Genomic DNA, 16,013 nt, shown 5'->3' on the forward strand with positions numbered 1-16,013 from the left:
ATGTCGATCCGTCCGCTCAACTTCCCTGTTTACAGTGCAGGTTGTGGCGCATGTGCCAGGACGGTGAAAGAAGGGGCGTGGCGTTGACGTCGGCCACACCGGCCCGACATGCCCCCTTGACGCCCGGCGGGGCGCCCGGCCGGGGGCCGCTGCTGCCCAATACGAGTGACGTCCGTCCAGCGCGCGGGATCAAAGCGGGCCGATCCGCCCGGCCGCGCGTAGCGTTCCGGAGGCGGTGAGGGGGTACTTTGCCGCGCGTCCTGCCCGTGCGTGCGTTCTGAGGATTCGTATGGTGACAACGACCGGGTCCATCGCTCCGCCGCCGGTGGCGCGACGCGGCAGGGGTGCCGCCGTGGTGGCCTGGCTGACGACGACGGACCACAAGAAGATCGGGCACCTCTACCTGATCACCTCCTTCGCCCTCTTCCTCGTCGGGGGGCTGCTCGCCCTGGTGATGAGGGCGGAACTGGCCCGTCCGGGGCTTCAGTTGATCTCCAACGAGCAGTACAACCAGGCTTTCACCCTGCACGGCACCGTGATGCTGCTGCTCTTCGCCACACCGACCTTCGCCGGCTTCGCCAACGCCGTGATGCCGCTCCAGATCGGCTCCCCGGACGTCGCGTTCCCCCGGCTGAACATGCTGTCGTACTGGCTCTTCCTGTTCGGCGCCGTCATCGTCCTCGCGAGCCTGCTCACCCCCGACGGCACCGCCGACTTCGGCTGGACGGCCTACGCCCCGCTCAGCCGTGCCGAACGGACGCCCGGCGTGGGCGCCGACATGTGGATCATGGGCCTGGCGCTCGCCGGATTCGGCACGATCCTGGGCGCGGTGAATTTCATCACCACGGTCGTCTGTATGCGGGCTCCGGGCATGACGATGTTCCGCCTTCCGATCTTCACCTGGAATGTGCTGCTGACCTCCGTGCTGGTCCTGCTCGCCTTCCCGGTCCTGGCGGCCACCCTGCTGGCTCTCGAATCGGATCGCCGGTTCGGTTCGCACGTATTCGATCCGGCGAACGGCGGAGCGCTGCTGTGGCAGCACCTCTTCTGGTTCTTCGGCCATCCGGAGGTATACATTCTGGCGTTGCCGTTCTTCGGGGTGGTCACGGAGATTCTCCCGGTGTTCTCCCGGAAACCACTCTTCGGCTACATCGGGCTCGTGGGCGCCACCATCGCCATCACCGGTCTCTCGGCAGTCGTATGGGCACACCACATGTTCGCGACAGGTGCGGTACTCCTGCCGTTCTTCTCCTTCACGAGCTTCCTCATCGCCGTCCCGACCGGGGTGAAGTTCTTCAACTGGATCGGAACGATGTGGAAGGGAAGCCTCACCTTCGAGACGCCGATGCTGTGGTCCATCGGCTTCCTGGTGACCTTTCTCTTCGGCGGGCTGACCGGCGTGATCCTCGCCTCACCGCCGATGGACTTCCACGTCACCGACTCGTATTTCGTCGTCGCCCATTTCCACTACGTGCTCTTCGGGACGATCGTCTTCGCGATGTTCGCCGGCTTCCACTTCTGGTGGCCCAAGATGACGGGCACCATGCTCGACGAACGGCTGGGGCGCGTCCATTTCTGGACCCTGTTCGTCGGCTTCCACATGACGTTCCTCGTGCAGCACTGGCTCGGCGCCGAGGGCATGCCCCGCCGGTACGCCGACTACCTGGCCGCCGACGGCTTCACCGCCCTCAACACCCTCGCGTCCATCGGCTCCTTCCTGCTCGGTCTGTCGACCCTGCCCTTCCTCTACAACGTGTGGTGGACGGCCAGGGCCGGCCGGCGCGTGGACACCGACGACCCCTGGGGGTACGGCAGGTCGCTGGAGTGGGCCACCTCCTGCCCGCCGCCGCGCCACAACTTCGTCACCCTGCCCAGGATCCGCTCCGAGTCCCCCGCCTTCGAGCTGCACCACCCCGAGATCAGCGCCCTCGACAAGAGGCACCGTGGGGGCCGCCGGGACGTCATCGAGCCCGGGCGGGGCGTGGCCTCCCCGCTCTCCGAAGGGAATGACGACGGCTGAGCGGCCCGCGCGAACCCGCCCGGGAACTCAGCCCGTCGATCATTCGTCGACATGGTGGAGAGAGGAAGCGGAAGCGTTACCCCGATATCACCGGAGTGTTTCGCCGTCATGAACAAGGTCACGCGACAGCCACCGGACGGCAATCCGGCGGGGCACCCCTTAAAGAGGCGACTGCCGGGACTGCGCGGCGGGCGGCGGCGTCGTGGGCGCGGGAATCAGTCCGGCCGCCACGGCCTTGTTCGCGGCGTCCACTCTCGACGTCGCTCCGAGTTTCGAAAAGATGTTGCGCATATGGCGCTTCACCGTTCCCTCGGTGAGGCCCAGCTGCGTGGCGGTGCGCCGGTTGCTGAGGCCGGTGGCCACCAGCGCGATCACTTCGAGTTCTCTTCTGCTGAGGACCTCGCGCTCCGGCTCGGGCTCCGGCTCGGGGCCCGGACGGGACCGGGGCGGCAGCGACACGGTCAGCCCGTCCTGGCTGCACGCGTCCCGGAGGGCCGCGGTCAGCGAGCGGTGCGTGGCCGTCTTGTGCAGATAGCCCCGGATGCCCAGCGGCAGCAGGGCCTGGAGCAGGCGCGGGTCGTCGTGCATGGTCAGGACCATGATCTTGGTGTCCGTGGAGGCGGCCTGAAGGGCCCGGACCGTGCGCGCCGGATCCTCGTTGCCCGGCATCTCGATGTCCATCAGCACCACGTCCGGGCGGTGCTCCGCCACCGCGGCCACCATGCTGGGCGCGTCACCGACGGCGGCGACCACGTCGAAGTCCCCCATGCCCCTGATCAGTTCGGCGAGTGCGTCCCGCAGCAGCGTGTGATCGTCGGCGATGATGATCCGGTACAAGCTCATGAAGTGGCGGGCTCCTTGAACGTCCTGACGCTGCTGCCCTGTGGCAGCGGCAGGGACATCCGCATGCCCGTGCCCACCCCGGGGGTACTGCTCAGGAAGAACATGCCGTCCAGACCGATGGTCCGCTCCCGCATCGACGCGAGCCCGCTGCCCCGCCGGCCGGACGGACAGTCCATGTCGAAGCCGTCCCCGTCGTCATGGGCGAAGCAGTCCACGCGGTGGGGGGCCACATCCACCTTCAGCGCGACCGTGCGCGGCCGGGCGTGCGTCAGCGAGTTGCGCAAGAACTCCCGCAGGACCAGGAAGAGCTCCTCGGAGTGCTGCTGCGGCAGCCAGCTCTCGTCCCCGTTCACCTCGATGTGGAGCTCCACATCGGGCGACTGGTGCCGCTCGGCGTACTCCCTCAGGGCATCGGCCAGCCGCCGGGTGCCGGTGCTCACCCGCAGGTCCGAGATCAGGCCGCGGGTGTAGTCCCCCGCCTCGTCCAGGGCCTCCCTGACCCGGGCCAGGCAGCGCTCGCGCTTCTCCGCCGGCTGGTCCTGCTCGACCGCCAGCTCGTGCAGATCCAGGTAACGGTGGGCCATCGCCAGGCTGTTGCCCAGGTGGTCGTGGAGGTCGCGGCCCAGCCGCTTGCGGTGGCTGTTGGCGGTCTGCTCCACCTTGTTCAGCAGGTACGCGTCATACCCTGCGGCCGATACCTGGAGGCAGGTCGCGAGGCTGTGGTTGAGGGCCGACACCGCACGGCCGAGGCACTCGGAGGACTGCTCGGGCGGCAGGTCGGCGGCGGCGTTGATCAGGTACTGCAGCGTGATCTGGAAGAGCAGGCCGGAGGAGCGGAGCGTGTCGGCGGGGTGCACCGTCTGCAGGATGCCGCGGGTGCTCAGACCCACCGAGAGGCTGAGGGCGATGTTCGCGGCGGCCGCGGCGTCGGTTCCGTTGCGCAGCGACTCGCAGCACTCCTCAAGGACCAGTTTGGCGTGTTCCCGTGCCTCGCTCCAGAGCTCGTCGGTGGAGACCAACGGGCTGCATACGCTGATGAGGGAATCCTGGAAGCGGCTGATTATTTCGTCTCTGCCTGCGGACAACCGGTTCTCCAGCTGCCGAGCCGCTGAACTGACGTACTCGTCCTGCTGTGTCTTCATCATGGTGCGAACCCTTCCCCCTAGTGTCACCGGGAGGGAGTCTACGCGAACCAATCACGCTGAAGATCGAGCGGAATTCAATATGTAACCACGGTTTATCGTGTCCCGGCCTGTGAGATTGGCTGAATTCGCCAGGTCTGTCCGCGAAGCGCAGTGGTGACGCAGCCGGATGTCGGCTTGGACACGTCCGCCGTGGTCGGTCGCGACCGCCGCCGCGTAGTCGCGGAAGGGGTGCGGCAGTGTCACCGGGGTGGCGGGCCAGGGGGAGAGGTCCCGTCCCACCGAGGCGGAGAGTCCGAGACCCGACGCCTTGACGGACGCCTCCAGCCGGGTCCAGGCGCGGAATCCGGACGCGGTCTCCACGTTCGGCCGGCCGAGCACCCTGGGCCAGTCGATGCCCGGACGGATGCGCTCCACGTCGACGCCGACCGTCGAGCCCGGCTGCCGCACCGCCAGCAGGGCCAGTCCGTCGGAACGGGAGAGGCTGATCGCGGGGCCGGGGCACCAGCCGAGGATGTAACCGGGCTTGCCGTGCTGGGCGTTGCGCACATGGGTGAGGTCGGCGGGCTCGCAGCCCAGGTATCCGGCGACGATGTCGCGGGCCGCGAGGTGGGAGGCGAGGTAGCGGTGCCGGGCCCGCGGATTGCGTTCGAGCCGGCGCAGCCGCTGCTGCTCGTACGGGCTGAGTTCGCCCGCGCGGGAGTCATGACCGCCGGGGGCGACGGCATCGAGGGGTATCACCCACACATCGACCGTGTCGGGATCGAGCATGATCCGGTTCCTTTCGACGCCCGCCGGGTCCCCGGTGCGCGGGGGAGCGCACCGGAGACCCGGCAGGGAGGGGGGCGGGTCAGTCGTCGACGAGCGTCCGCTTACGCGGCGCCGCGGCCGCCTCGTCGGCCGGCGCGCTCACGTCGCGCTCGGCGAGCATGAGGTGGACGGCCACCGCGGTGACGGCACACAGCGCGGCGGAGGCCCACAGGATGATGCGCAGGGCATCGGTGTGACCCTGGGACAGGAAGTCCAGGAACGAGTCCCGCAGGTTCGCGGGCGCGTCGGCCACGACACCGGCGGCGTCACCGCTGGCGACCTGGTCGGCGGCGGTACCGGCCGAGGCCTTGTCGCCCAGGTACTGGGAGAGGCCGTCGGTGATCCGGGAGCGGACCATGGACGCGAGGGCGGCGACCATCACCACGGCCGCGATGGCCTCACTGGCCAGGCGGATGGTGTTGAACATGCCGGCCGCCATGCCGGCGCGCTCCGGCGGCACGGTGCTGACCGCGGCGCCGTCGAGGACACCCATGATCAGACCGACGCCGACACCGGCGACGAGGAGCGGACCGGCGAGGCCGAGCACGCTGATCCCGGGGTGGGCGACCGTCAGCCAGGCACAGCCCGCCGCGATCAGGATCAGACCGAGGCCGAGCACCACACGCATCTGCACACCGGCCGCGACCATCCTGCCGCCGATGAGCGGACAGAACAGCACGGGTCCGGTCAGCAGGAGCATGATCAGACCGGCACCCTCGCTGCTCGCGCCGTTCGCACCGATCAGGTACGCGGGGAGCACCAGCAGCAGGCCGATGAAGCCGAACGAGAAGGCCACGTTGAGCAGGTTCACCGCGAGGAAGCGGCGCTCCTTGAACAGCGACAGGTCGAACATCGGTGCCGCGTGGCGACGTTCCACCACCGCGAAGATCGCGATCAGCACGATCGAGCCGGCGAACAGGCCGAGCACGGTTCCGCTGGCCCAGCCGTTCTGCGGGCCCTGGATGATGGCGAGCGTGAACAGCACCAGCGCCAGGCTGAAGGTCACGGTGCCGGGCCAGTCGATCCGGCCGGCGTCCGGGTTGCGCGACTCGGCCAGGAAGGGCAGACCGAGCATCGAGAGCACCACGAGCGCGAGGTGCGCGTAGAACACCGACTCCCAGCCGAAGGCGCCGACCAGCAGACCACTGGTCGTCGGGCCGAGCGCCAGACCGGCGCCGAGGGTCATACCCGCGACGGCGAACGCCTTGGCGCGGGCGGCGCCGTCGAACGTGGTGGCGACGATCGCGGTCGCCGACGTCATCAGCGCGGCGGCGCCGACACCCGCCAGACCACGCGCGATGTCGATCACGAGCACGCTGGGGGCGAAGACCGTGGCGATCAGCGAGACGGCGTACAGCCCGGTGCCGAAGGCGAACATCTTCTTGCGGCCGATGAGGTCGGCGAGCGAACCCGCGACCATCATCAGGCTGGCCGCCATCACGTTGTAGGCGTTGACCACCCACTGCAGAGAGGCCAGGCTGCCGCCGAGTTCGCGCCCGATGTCGGGCAGCGCCACCGGGGTGCCGCTGACTCCCAGCGGCACGATCAATACGCCGAGGCACACCACAAGAAGGGTGAGCCCCGTACGGTTCCCGGCAGCGGGCCGGGCGTCGGGGGTGGACATGAGGTCGTGCTCCTTTACTCGAGCGGATCCTGTACGGGGTGCGGGTGCGGGGGAGAGGTCACCAGGTCATGGACCAGGCGCAGATCGCCCAGGGGACTGACCGTGGAGACCACCGCGTCGGGACGGACCAGGCACACGGTGGGGCCGCGCAGGCCGAGTGCGGCGTGCAGGGCTCCGGCCGGGTCGGCGAGGACCGGCGCACCAGGCCGTTCCTCGGGTGCGGGGACGCTGGAGACGACGACGGTCCGGTGGCCGGGGGCGGCCAGCGCGGCGGCCGCTCCGACGGCCTCCGTCGTACGTTCCGCGTGGGCGCTGTCGGCGGCGAACACCAGCAGCAGAGGCCGCCCGCCGTCCAGCAGGTCGTGCAGCCGCTCGCCGGACACGCCACCCGCCGGACGGGCGGGGGAGAGGGGGACGTCGGGCAGCCGCGCGCCTTCGCGCAGCCGGCCGGCGGCCCGGCGGGGGCCGTCGTGGACCAGGGACAGCTGGGTCTGGCGGGGAGTGATGAAACGGTCGAGCAGACCGGTGCGCTCACCGACCATGAGGGCGGCGTCGCGCACATTGCGCTTCCAGCCCTTCATAGTCCACAGCCGGGTCTGGAGGTCGGTGTCGTCGAGGACGCCGCGGGCGACGGCGCGCCGCTCGTCCTCCCAGCGGTCCAGGAACGCCTCGGACCGCTCACCGCGTACCACAGCGGCGAGCCGCCAGGCGAGCGTCGAGGCGTCCTCGATCCCGGTGTTGAGGCCCTGGCCGCCGGCCGGGCTGTGGATGTGCGCGGCGTCGCCGGCCAGCAGCACCCGGCCGTCCCGGAACCGGTCGGCCACCTTGCGGTGCACCCGGAAGACACCGGTGCGGTGCTCGCCGGTGAGCTCGATCGGGACAGGGCAGCGCTCGGACGCGGCCCGCTGCACCTCGGCGCGGATGTCCTCGGCGATCTCCGCGTCCGGGGGGAGGCTGGTGAAGACCCGGAAGTTCCCGCCCGGCAGACCGACCACGACGAGCACCCCCTTGGCCGTCATGAAGTAGTGCGCCTCGTCCTGGGCGAGCGGGGTGTCGCACGGCCCGTCGGACAGCAGGAACTGCTGGGGGTAGGTCTCCCCCACGTAACCCGTGCCGATCGCGGTGCGCACGGTGCTGTGGGCGCCGTCGGCGCCGATCAGCCAGTCCGCGCGCACCTCGGAGGTGCCCTCACCGTCCGTCAGCTCCGCCGTCACGCCGTCGGCGTCCTGGCGCAGCCCGGTCAGCCGTACCCCGAACTCGGTCTTGCCGCCCAGCGCCTCGAACCGGTGGCGCAGCGCCTCCTCGGTCTCCTGCTGCGGCAGCGAGACCGCGAACGGGAACCGGGTGTCCTTGACCTGGTCGAAGGTGAGCCGGGCGACCTGCTTGCCCGCCGAGTGGTAGTTCTGCGCGTGCAGCGCCAGACCCCGCTCCAGGATCTCGTCCGCCGCGCCGAGCCGGTGCAGCGCCTCCAGGGCGCGCGGCCACAGCGTGATCGCCTTGGCGTGCGGGTTGGGCCGCTCGGACCGGTCGATCAGCCGTACCGGAATGCCCTGCTGGAGCAGTCCGGCCGCGGCGGTGAGCCCGACCGGGCCGGCGCCGACGATGAGCACGCCGGCGCCGTCCTGCCCGGCCGTCATCGGTCCGCCCCGTCCCGCAGGACCAGGCAGGCCACATTGCCGTCGTGCCCGAGCCCGGTGACCAGCGCGATCCGGCCGCCGTCGGCCGGGGTGCCCTGCCAGTGGGCCAGCACCGCGGCGACCTGGAGGGCGCCGTCCGCGCTGTACGCCTCGCCGACGACGTCCTTGACGCGGACCTCCTCGACCTCGCGGTCGCCCAGGACCCGCCGCAGGGCGCGCTGCTCCGCACCCTCCAGCGCGATCAGCCCGTCGGCGCCCGGGGCGACCAGAGCGACCTCGGAGGCGTCGACACCGCTGCGCCGGAGCGCCCGGTCGATGCAGTCGGCGAGCGCGCCGGTGAGCCCCGGACGCACCCCCTCGGGCACGAAGGCGGTCTCACAGGCGAGGACCTCGGCGAGGACCGTGGTCCCCGCCTCGCGGGCCGCCTCGGCGTCCTCGACGGCGAACAGGGCCGCGCCCTCGCCGACCGGGGTGCCCGGGGCGAGCGCGCCGGTGGCGGCCCAGCCCCAGGCGGTCTGCGGGCACAGCTCCTCGACGCCGCCGACCAGAAGGCGGTCGGCGTGGCCCTGGGTGAGGGCGTTGCGGGCGTACCGGAAGGCGGCCAGCGTGGCCGTGGTGCCGCCCGACAGCGTGGCGTTGATGCCGCGCAGACCGTGCCAGATGGCCACCTGGCCGGTGACCGAGTTCATCACCGTGTTGGGGAACGCGGCCGCGTTGACCAGGTAGGGGCGGTCCTCGACATGGGTGTCGCGGGCGAACTCGCTGCTGCTGCGGACACTGCCCGAGGTGCTGCCGAGCACCACACCGGTGGCCGCCCAGCCCGGGTCGTCGGGCGAGGCGCCCGCGGAGGAGCGCAGCACCGCCGCGGCGGCGAGCCCCAGCGCGGTCGTACGGTCCAGGTGCCGCGTGCCCTTGCGGCCCACGTGGTCGGCGATCCGGAAGTCCGGGACGACCCGCACGGCGTCCGGCAGACCGTCGGCCTCGGCCGGACCGAGCGGCAGCTGGGCGGCGTCGGAGCACGCCTCACGGGTACCGCGCAGCGCCTCGGCGAGCGCGTCGAGCCCGGTACCGGCCGGCGAGACGACACCGTGGGCGGTGACCGCCAGGGGCCGGACGCGGGGCAGCGGGCTCGCTGTCGTGACGTCCGTCGTGGACGCGAGAGTGGTCGTCATGACACTTTCCCGAGGATGGTGATGGCGTTGTTGCCGCCGAAGGCGAAGCCGTGGTTCTGCGCGATGCGCACCTCGGCCGGACGGGCCGTGTTCGGGATCGGGTCCAGGCCCGGGCCGAGCGCGGCGTCGGTCTCGCGGAGGTTCGCCGTGGGCGGCAGGAACCCCTGCTGGATCGCCTTGCAGCAGATGAGGGCGCCGAAGCCGCTGGCCGCGCCCATGGTGTGACCGAGCATGGACTTCACGGAGCTGACCGGCGGAAGACGGTCCCCGAAGGCCTCGCGGATCGCGGTGACCTCGGTGATGTCGTTGGTCGGCGTACCGGTGCCGTGGGCACTGATGTAGTCGACCTGGTCCGGCGTGATGCCCGCGTTGCGGTGCGCCCGGCGGATGCACTCGGCGATGCTCCCGGAATCCGGGTGCACCATGTGCTTCGCGTCGCAGCTCAGTCCGTAGCCGAGCACCTCTGCGTAGATCGTCGCGCCACGGGCCTGGGCCCGCTCCAGCGGCTCCAGCAGCAGCGCCACACCGCCCTCGGCGGTCAGGATGCCGGTGCGGTCCTTGTCGAACGGCCGGCAGACCTCCTCGGCGAGCGCGCCCAGCCGCAGGAAGCCCGCGTGGGTGTAGCGGTTCACCGAGTCGGCGCCGCCCGCCAGCATGTAGTCGGCCTCACCGGTGCGGACCAGGTCGGCCGCGTACCCGATGGCGTAGTTGCTGGCCGAGCAGGCGGTGGGGATGGTCTGCGCCTCGCCCGTCAGGCCGAGTTCGGTGTTGACGGCGGCCGCGATCCGGCCGGCCGGCACCTGGGAGACCAGGTGGGGGGAGAGGCTCTTGAGGCCGCCGCCGACCCACTCCTGGGTCAGCCGGTCGACCGCCGGGGCCTCGCCGCTCGTCGTACCCATGGCGGAGCCGGAGCGGGCCCTGGCCAGCTCCGCGCGGTCCAGCCCGGCGTCCTCGACGGCCTGGGCCGCCGCGGCCGCGGCGAGCAGGGAGGAACGGCCCCAGCGCTCGGTGTCGAGCGTGCGCAGCGCCGCACGGGGTTCGAAGTCGTGCACCTCACCGGCCATCACGCTGGGGAAACCGGTGGTGTCGAAGGAACGGATGGGAGAGATGCCGCTGCGGCCCTCCCGGACGGACGCGGTGAGGGCCTCGGCACTCATGCCGAGACTGCTCACCGCGCCGAGTCCGGTCACCACGACGCGACGCGAAGTGGCTTCAGGCACGCTCGGCCCCCGAGGCGAGCGCGACGACGTGGCCCGCGAGGGTGCCCAGGTCGGTGAGGTTCTCGGCCTCCTCGACCGGGACGGCTATGCCCAGCTCCTTGTCGATGCGAGCCAGTATCTGGATCAGCGCGAGCGAGTCGGCGTCGAAGTCCTCGACGAACTGGGCGGCGGGGTCGAGGGTCGAGGGCTCCTCTTCGAGCTCCAGCTCCTCGGCGACAATGACCTGGATACGGGCCAGGATCTCGTCCGACGTCAGCGCGACAGCGTTGTTCGACATGGTGAATTCCCCTCCTGGGCCGACGACCTCCGCCGACCGATGACAGGAATCTGGCAGGTCGGAGCGGGTACGAGAAGGGTTTTGCTCCCAAGGCGCGTACCCCTGCACCGCAAGTGGCAGGGGCCCTGTGTCGTTGGGGGAATGCCTGGTGGAGGGGGGTCGGTACCTCTCGATGTCACTTTCGAGGTAGTGCCCGTACCCCTTGGTGGTACCGGCGTTGAGGAGTGCCCCGGAGTACACACATGCTGATTCCCGCAAACGCCCCCGATAGGCGTGGCGGAGAAAGGGAATTCCATGCCCTCAACAATCAGCGAAAGCACGTCGGCGGACTCGGAGATAACCGGGGCCGCGCGCACGCCGGCACCTTCGGCCGTGCACTGGCCCCTGGCCGCCTTCTCCGTGTCGATGGGAGTCCTGACCCTGGCCACGCTGGCCGGTGTGGGCGCCGACGACCGGATCCTCAACGGAGCGCCGATCTGGCTGAAGCCGCTGCACTTCGCCTTCTCGCTCGCCGTCTACGGCGCGACGCTCGCCTGGCTGATCCCCAAGATCCGGCGCTTCCCGAAGACCGCCTGGTGGGCGGGTACGATGATCGCCATCAGCTCGCTCGCCGAGGCCCTGATCATCTCGATCCAGGCATGGCGCGGCACCTACAGCCACTTCAACATGACGACCCCGGTGAACACCGCGTTCATGCACAGCATGACCGTCGCCGTGATCGTCCTGTGGACCTCGAACTTCGTGGCGGCGGTCCTGGTCCTCCGGGACCGCTCACTCACCCCGCCGCTGCGATGGGGCGTACGCATCGGACTCGCGCTCGCCGTGATCGGCATGGCGCTCGGCATGCTGATGAACACCCCGACCCCCGACCAGCAGCAGGCGATGGACGCCGGACTGCCCACCCTCGTCGGCGCGCACAACGTCGGCGTGGAGGACGGCGGCCCCGGCATGCCGCTGACCAACTGGAGCACCGAGGGCGGCGACCTGCGTATCCCGCACTTCGTCGGCATCCACGCCCTCCAGGTCCTGCCGCTGGCCGCCCTGGCCGTCGGTGTCGCGGGACGGCGCCGCCCGCGCTCCCGCTTCGCCGACGAGGGCGCCGCCGCCCGGTTCGTCATCGTCCTGGGTCTGGTCTGGACCGGTCTGCTGGCCATCGTCACCTGGCAGGCGCTGCGCGGTCAGGCGCTGATCCACCCCGACGCCGCGACCCTCACCGCCACGGGCCTCGTGGTGGCCGCGGGCGCCGTCGCCTCGGCCGTCGTCCTGCGCGCCCGCCGCTGACAGCCGCCCTCGTGCCGGGCGCCCTTCCCGAAGTCTGGAGAGAGAACCCTCAATGTCCGAGACCGTAGTGGCCTCGTCTGCCGAACCCGCACTCCACATACGTTTCGCGCACACCGTCGACCGTCACCTGGTCCACCGCGCCGCGGTGGCGGAGGTGTTCGTCACCGACGCCCGGCAGATCGGCGACTCCGTCTATCTCGCCGGCGCCCAGACCCCGCTGTCCCACAGCTACTACAACGACCACCTCCAGAAGCCGGCCATCACCGATGTCCTGCTGGTCCTGGAGGCGTGCCGTCAGGCCGCGGTGTGCGCGGCCCACACCTTCCTCGACATCCCCATGGACACCTCCTTCCTCGTCAACGAGGTCTCCGTGCAGCTGGACGACCCCGAGGCCCTGCGCACCGGCGGCGACCCGGGCGAGCTCCAGCTGCTCACCGAGTACCCGACGGTCCGGATGAAGGCCGACCGCGCCCGCAAGGTGGGCGTCGCACAGGAGCTGACCTTCAACGGCAGGGCCGTCGGCACCTCGACCATGCAGGTCAGCGCGCTGACGAAGACCGAGTACCGCGCGCTGCGCGAGTACCAGCGGGGCGGCGTCGCGCCCTCCACCCGTGAGGTGCCGCGCCCCGACCGGTCCGCGATCCTCGCCCCCGAGCAGGTCGGACGTACCTCGCGCGGCAATGTCGTGCTGGCCTCGCCCGCGTTCGACGAGGGCCGGCTGACGGCCCAGCTGGTCCCCGACTTCGAGAACCGCAGCCTCTTCGATCACGAGTACGACCACTACCCGGCCATGACGCTGCTGGAAGGCGCTCGCCAGCTCGGCCTGCTGGCCGCCTTCTGGCGCGGCCGCCAGCTGGGCTCCACCCATGTGCTGGGCGTGGACGCCGCGTTCCTGCGCTTCGCCGAGCTGGACGCGCCCGTGGTGCTGAGCGCGACGATGCCGCAGGGCGACGGCAACATCCTCGACGTCGCCTTCGAGCAGTCGGGGCGCACCATCGCCACCGCCTCGGTGCGGCTGTACCAGGAGCCCGACCCGAGGACCGGAGCGGACAGTTGACCGGGACCGTACGGGCGGTCTGGACCGACTTCCGCGGCGTCCTCACCCCGCCCCTGCCCTGGGCCGTGGAGGCGTTCTGCCGGCCGCTGGGTCTGGAACCGCGGATGCTGCACACCGCCATGCGCACCGTGGGCAAGGCGTACGGCGCGGGCTCCATGGAGGTCCTCGACACCCCGCTGGCCACCGAGGAGGAGTGGGGCCGGCAGGTCGAGGCGGCGCTGTACGACCAGTTCGGCGTCACGGCCGACATGTCGAACTTCGCCGAGCGGTGGTTCGCCGACCGGCGCGTCAACCAGCCGTGGATCGACGAACTGCGTCGCCTGCGGTCGGCCGGCGTCTTCGTCGGCCTGCTGTCCAACATGCCGCCCGGCTGGGACGCGTACTGGCGCCTGATGGTGCCGCCGGAGGACTTCGACGACCTGGTGATGTCCTTCCAGACCGGCTGCCGCAAGCCGGACAAGGAGATCTTCGACCTCGCGGTCGAGCGCTCGCGGATCCCCGCGGAGCAGAGTCTGCTCGCCGACGACCTCGCCGAGAACTGCGAGGGCGCCGTCCGGGCCGGCTGGCACGGACTGCACTTCACCGACACCGAGGACGCCATCCGCGCACTGCGGGAGCTCTGCGGAATCCCGCGGACCGGCCCCGGCGTCACCCCGACCCCCGAGAGGATTTCGTCATGAGCCGCACTGTTCTGATCAGCGGAGGCAACCGGGGCATCGGTCTCGCCGTGGCGCGCGCGTTCGCCGAGGCCGGCGACAAGGTGGCGGTGACGTACCGCAGCGGCGAGCCGCCGGCCGACCTGTTCGGCGTGCACTGCGACGTCACCGACGAGGAGTCCGTCAAGCGCGCGGTCGCCGAGGTCGAGGCGCAGTACGGCCACGTCCAGGTGCTGGTCGCCAACGCGGGCATCACCCGCGACGGCCTGCTGCCGATGATGAAGGAGGCCGACTTCCACGACGTCCTCGACACCAACGTCATGGGAGCCTTCCGGCTGGCCAAGCACGCCACCGGCGGCATGCTGCGCAAGCGGTGGGGCCGGCTGGTCTTCATGTCCTCGGTGATGGGCACCCTCGGCTCGCCCGGCCAGACCAACTACGCGGCCTCCAAGAGCGGCCTGGTGGGCCTCGCCCGCTCGCTGGCCTGGGAGCTCGGCGGCCGCAACATCACGGCCAACGTCGTCACCCCCGGTCTCATCGAGACCGACATGATCCAGCACGTCACCGACAAGCGGCGGGCCGAGCTCATCGCGAACACCCCGCTCAAGCGGACCGGAACGCCAGAGGAGGTCGCCGCGGTCGTGCAGTTCCTGGCGAGCGACGCGGCCGCCTTCGTCACCGGTGCTGTCGTACCGGTGAGCGGCGGCATCGGCATGGGTCACTGACCCGCCGCGCAGGGAGGGATGGGAGACACCGGCGTGCACCGAACCGGCGGGGAGGGACGCCCCGCCATCACAGTCGACTGCACACCCCGTTCCGGGCTGTCCAGGGAGGATCTGGAGATCCTCGACCGGTGGATGCCCCTGACCGTTTGCCATCGGCCCGCCGGCTGTGACGGCCCGAAGTGCCGGGCGGCCGAACAGCTCGCCGGCGAACAGGCGGTGGCCGCCACGGGCAAGAGCTGGCGGCTGCGGCACGTCGCACGGACGCTCTACGAGTCATGGCTGCGGCCCCACGGTGTCCGGCTCACGGAGGAGGACGCCCGGCTGTCCTTCAGCCACCCGGCCGTGGGGCGGACCGAGCTCCTCCTGTGCCCGCTGCACACCCTCCACACCGATGTGTGGGACATGTGCGTACGGTTGCGGGATCTCACCGCGCGGGGCGACACCCCCGGCCGCGGCTGAACCTACCGACTGTCGAAAGGAAGCGGCGTGCGCATAGTCCGCCACCATGAATACGGCCCGTCCGGCGTACTGCGGACCGAGGAGGCCGACCTCCCCGCATACGGGCCCCAGGACGTGCTCGTACGGGCCGAGGCGATCGGCGTCGACCACGCCGACGTGCAGCGCAGGCTCGGGACGTTCCCCCTGGGAGCTCCCTCCCTGCCCCACTGCCCGTCCACCGACGTCTCCGGCACCGTCGTGGAGGTCGGTGCCGAGGTCGCCGGCATCACGCCCGGCATGCGGGTCACGGTGTGGAAGGCGCGTGACGCCTACGCGGAGTACGTGGCGGCCCCGGCCGCCCGTGTCCTGCCCATCCCGGCCGGCCTCGACCCCGCCGAGGCGACCATCCTCGGCGCCACCGGTCGCGTCGCCATCAACCTGCTGCGCACGGCGCGGCTGGCGGCCGGCGAGACCGTCCTGGTCCACGCCGGCGCCGGCGCGGTCGGGCACATCGCGGTCCAGGTCGCCAGGGCGCTGGGCGCGGGGAAGGTCCTCGCGACCGCCGGCTCCCCGGCCAAGCTGGACTTCATCCGCTCGCTCGGCGCGGACGCGGCCATCGACTACACCGCTCCCGACTGGACGGAGCGGGTCGCCGAGGCGGCGGGGACCGGGGGTGTGGACGTGATCCTCGACGGGATCGGCGGCAAGCAGCTCGTCACCGACATCCATCTGCTGGCTCCCTACGGCCGGCTGGTGTTCTTCGGCGGCTCGGGCGGGGACGCCGAGCAGCCCGACATCCCGGTCCTGGACCTTCTCGGCATGCGCCAGGTCATGGGCTTCAGCATGCCGACACTCCTGCAGAACAGGCCCGACCTCGCCGAGGAAGCGGTGCGGGACCTGGTGCGGATGGTGTCGGAGGGATCGGTGCGCCCCGTGATCCACGCGCGAGTGCCGCTCGACGAGGCACCGCACGCCCACGACCTGCTGGAGCGGCGACAGAGCATGGGCCGCGTCGTCCTCGTTCCCTGACCGAGGGACACGGAGGTCCATCGAAGGACACCGAGGCTGGTCGGGACCGCCCGCGCTCGCACGCTCCGGGGACCACTCCGCG

Annotated in this window: 15 protein-coding genes; 7 read left to right on the forward strand and 8 right to left on the reverse strand. The window is 71.0% G+C overall.

Annotated features, from left to right (window positions below; translation table 11 throughout):
• Positions 1-289 precede the first annotated feature (289 nt).
• Positions 290-2,020: an aa3-type cytochrome oxidase subunit I gene (ctaD, locus tag PUR26_RS30035; RefSeq protein WP_329877176.1), complete on the forward strand. Its 1,731-nt coding sequence runs from the start codon at positions 290-292 to the stop codon at positions 2,018-2,020.
• Between the two features lie 159 nt (positions 2,021-2,179).
• Here ctaD and PUR26_RS30040 read toward each other — a convergent pair whose 3' ends face one another.
• From PUR26_RS30040 to PUR26_RS30075, 8 genes are all read right to left on the reverse strand, one after another.
• Positions 2,180-2,863 (reverse strand): response regulator transcription factor, encoded by a 684-nt coding sequence (locus tag PUR26_RS30040; protein ID WP_329877178.1) that lies wholly within the window; start codon positions 2,861-2,863, stop codon positions 2,180-2,182.
• Complete coding sequence (locus PUR26_RS30045) at positions 2,860-4,008, reverse strand: sensor histidine kinase (RefSeq protein WP_329877180.1); 1,149 nt, start codon at positions 4,006-4,008, stop codon at positions 2,860-2,862. Before PUR26_RS30045 ends, PUR26_RS30040 begins: the two co-directional genes overlap by 4 nt.
• A gap of 51 nt (positions 4,009-4,059) precedes the next feature.
• Positions 4,060-4,776 (reverse strand): 4'-phosphopantetheinyl transferase family protein, encoded by a 717-nt coding sequence (locus PUR26_RS30050; RefSeq protein WP_329877182.1) that lies wholly within the window; start codon positions 4,774-4,776, stop codon positions 4,060-4,062.
• Between the two features lie 79 nt (positions 4,777-4,855).
• Positions 4,856-6,439 (reverse strand): MFS transporter, encoded by a 1,584-nt coding sequence (locus PUR26_RS30055; protein ID WP_329877184.1) that lies wholly within the window; start codon positions 6,437-6,439, stop codon positions 4,856-4,858.
• Positions 6,440-6,453: 14 nt separating this feature from the next.
• Positions 6,454-8,076, reverse strand: coding sequence for an FAD-dependent monooxygenase (locus PUR26_RS30060; protein WP_329877186.1), 1,623 nt, complete (start codon positions 8,074-8,076; stop codon positions 6,454-6,456).
• On the reverse strand, positions 8,073-9,248 hold the full coding sequence (locus tag PUR26_RS30065) for a beta-ketoacyl synthase N-terminal-like domain-containing protein (RefSeq protein WP_329877188.1): 1,176 nt from the start codon (positions 9,246-9,248) through the stop codon (positions 8,073-8,075). The genes PUR26_RS30060 and PUR26_RS30065 overlap by 4 nt, the downstream gene beginning before the upstream one ends.
• Entirely contained in the window at positions 9,245-10,468 is a 1,224-nt protein-coding gene (locus PUR26_RS30070) for a beta-ketoacyl-[acyl-carrier-protein] synthase family protein (RefSeq protein WP_329877190.1), read from the reverse strand. Before PUR26_RS30070 ends, PUR26_RS30065 begins: the two co-directional genes overlap by 4 nt.
• The gene (locus tag PUR26_RS30075; RefSeq protein ID WP_329877192.1) at positions 10,461-10,745 is read right to left on the reverse strand and encodes an acyl carrier protein; all 285 of its coding nucleotides are present in this window, start codon (positions 10,743-10,745) and stop codon (positions 10,461-10,463) included. Before PUR26_RS30075 ends, PUR26_RS30070 begins: the two co-directional genes overlap by 8 nt.
• Positions 10,746-11,117: 372 nt before the next feature.
• On the opposite strand from PUR26_RS30075, the gene PUR26_RS30080 reads away from it, so the two are divergent.
• The 6 genes from PUR26_RS30080 (at position 11,118) to PUR26_RS30105 (ending at position 15,931) form a co-directional block, all read left to right on the forward strand.
• Positions 11,118-12,026: a hypothetical protein gene (locus PUR26_RS30080; protein ID WP_329877194.1), complete on the forward strand. Its 909-nt coding sequence runs from the start codon at positions 11,118-11,120 to the stop codon at positions 12,024-12,026.
• Positions 12,027-12,078: 52 nt separating this feature from the next.
• A complete protein-coding gene (locus PUR26_RS30085; protein ID WP_329877196.1) occupies positions 12,079-13,083 on the forward strand; it encodes a ScbA/BarX family gamma-butyrolactone biosynthesis protein in 1,005 nt (334 codons plus the stop codon).
• Complete coding sequence (locus PUR26_RS30090) at positions 13,080-13,763, forward strand: HAD family hydrolase (RefSeq protein WP_329877198.1); 684 nt, start codon at positions 13,080-13,082, stop codon at positions 13,761-13,763. Before PUR26_RS30085 ends, PUR26_RS30090 begins: the two co-directional genes overlap by 4 nt.
• Positions 13,760-14,464, forward strand: a complete 705-nt coding sequence (gene fabG / locus PUR26_RS30095) for a 3-oxoacyl-ACP reductase FabG (protein WP_329877200.1) — start codon at positions 13,760-13,762, stop codon at positions 14,462-14,464. Before PUR26_RS30090 ends, fabG begins: the two co-directional genes overlap by 4 nt.
• Before the next feature lie 132 nt (positions 14,465-14,596).
• Positions 14,597-14,923: a hypothetical protein gene (locus PUR26_RS30100; RefSeq protein WP_329877202.1), complete on the forward strand. Its 327-nt coding sequence runs from the start codon at positions 14,597-14,599 to the stop codon at positions 14,921-14,923.
• Positions 14,924-14,950: 27 nt separating this feature from the next.
• Complete coding sequence (locus PUR26_RS30105; protein WP_329877204.1) at positions 14,951-15,931, forward strand: quinone oxidoreductase family protein; 981 nt, start codon at positions 14,951-14,953, stop codon at positions 15,929-15,931.
• Positions 15,932-16,013: the final 82 nt, after the last annotated feature.

Source organism: Streptomyces sp. SP18CS02 (assembly GCF_036322365.1).
GTDB lineage: Bacteria > Actinomycetota > Actinomycetes > Streptomycetales > Streptomycetaceae > Streptomyces.